This window comes from Photobacterium sanguinicancri (assembly GCF_002265265.1).
Lineage (GTDB): Bacteria > Pseudomonadota > Gammaproteobacteria > Enterobacterales > Vibrionaceae > Photobacterium > Photobacterium sanguinicancri.
Genome location: NZ_NOIF01000346.1, coordinates 1 through 1677 on the forward strand (window position 1 = coordinate 1; position 1677 = coordinate 1677).

Here is a 1677-nt window from a genome sequence, read left to right on the forward strand (position 1 = left end):
TTATAATCTGACTATATCAGAATTATGCACGCTCAACGTTTGCAGCTTGAGGGCCTTTTTGACCTTGCTCGATGTCAAAAGAAACTTTTTGACCTTCAGCAAGAGATTTGAAGCCTTCACCAGTGATCGCACGGAAGTGAACGAATACGTCAGCGCCGCCGTTGTCTTGAGTGATAAAACCGAAGCCTTTCTCGTCGTTAAACCACTTAACGATACCAGTTGCTTTAGACATGACATGTCTCCTGAAAATAATAAAAAACACGCACTATTGCGTACTTAAGCCAACATAATGAATTACTTATGGACAAAAGAATGAGAAGCTCTTCAGGACAATAGCTTAATTGTAAGCGGTAGAACGAAGGGTCTTTCAATACTTGCATAAATAGGACTGCATTACAGGCCGAGAAATATTAAGCCACAGTGTTTAGGGTTGGGCAAGATAATATTTTGAATATTCATTAGTGGAAAAAAGAAATGTGATAGATGACGCAATAATCAAGCAAAAAAGTGTTTGCTTTGAATGGGTTAAAGTCGATATGAGGGTGATGTTTTCAATTGATTTTGGTGATGTTTGGGCGAAAAAAAGGGCTGTAATCACAGCCCTTTTATCTGAATTATCTTGTATTCAGAACAATTACATTGCTTCTACGTTAGCAGCTTGTAAGCCCTTAGGGCCTTGCTCTGTTTCGTATGAAACTTTTTGGCCTTCTGCTAGCGTTTTAAAGCCATCGCCAGTGATAGCGCGGAAATGAACGAATACATCAGCACCGCCATTATCTTGAGTGATAAAACCAAAACCTTTCTCTTCGTTAAACCACTTAACGGTACCTGTAGCTTTAGACATGTTGTCTCCTGAATTCCTTACTTCAACAAATTGCCAATAGTCCTTGTAACAACAGTGATAACTAAAACCGGATACCTTCAGACAACATACCTAGCGGTGCATGTAGAAGCTTTGCAGTTAGTTACCGATATCGAAAAAACTATCGGTCACCAAAAGACTAGGCACTATGGCGAAAAAAGCAAATGTTTGAACGTTTAAATTGTGGGCGGTTTCACACCAATTGGTAATAAATTCAATGATCTTTGAAGTTATACCATTTTGTCATAATTGATGATTACACTTAGGCTTGCATTTGTATGTTCAAAATCATGGTAGATGAAATAATAGTGATGAAGCGGCTTGGTTGCTTGAGCTTGGGTGGTACTTTCTGATATAACGTTTTGCAGCAAGGGTTTAGTAGATTTAAATAAGGACAAATAATGAACAATATCCTAGAGTTGGTTCGTCAAGCGCGTCGCAAAAATAAATTGAAGCGTGAAATCTTAGACAACGACCGTAAAATTCGTGATAACCGTAAACGTGTTGAGCTGCTAGAAAACCTAATGGAATATATCCGTCCAGGTATGAGCCACGACGAGATCGTAGAAATCGTTGAGAACATGAAAGGCGATTACGAAGACCGCGTAGATGATCACATCATCGTAAGTGCAGAGCTTTCTAAAGAGCGTCGTGAAGTAAGCAAAGCAGTTAAAGAATTAAAGCGTGTAGAGATTGCTGCTAAGCAGTAATAGCGAAACCGCTTTAAATAAGACATATCAATAAAGCCTGATAGAAATATCAGGTTTTTTTATGTCTAAATGACGGAAATTTGATAATCATCCCAGTTATATCTG

3 protein-coding genes are annotated in these 1677 nt (G+C 38.5%); 1 reads left to right on the plus strand and 2 read right to left on the minus strand.

Translation table 11 applies throughout. The features are described from left to right. Positions 1-22: 22 nt before the first annotated feature. Positions 23-232, minus strand: coding sequence for a transcription antiterminator/RNA stability regulator CspE (gene cspE, locus ASV53_RS23910; protein ID WP_094958976.1), 210 nt, complete (start codon positions 230-232; stop codon positions 23-25). A 402-nt stretch (positions 233-634) separates the two neighbouring features. Further along, a complete protein-coding gene (cspE, locus tag ASV53_RS23915; RefSeq protein WP_062689041.1) occupies positions 635-844 on the minus strand; it encodes a transcription antiterminator/RNA stability regulator CspE in 210 nt (69 codons plus the stop codon). A gap of 419 nt (positions 845-1263) precedes the next feature. On the opposite strand from cspE (ASV53_RS23915), the gene ASV53_RS23920 reads away from it, so the two are divergent. Further along, the gene (locus ASV53_RS23920; RefSeq protein ID WP_048898345.1) at positions 1264-1572 is read left to right on the plus strand and encodes a DUF496 family protein; all 309 of its coding nucleotides are present in this window, start codon (positions 1264-1266) and stop codon (positions 1570-1572) included. Positions 1573-1677: the final 105 nt, after the last annotated feature.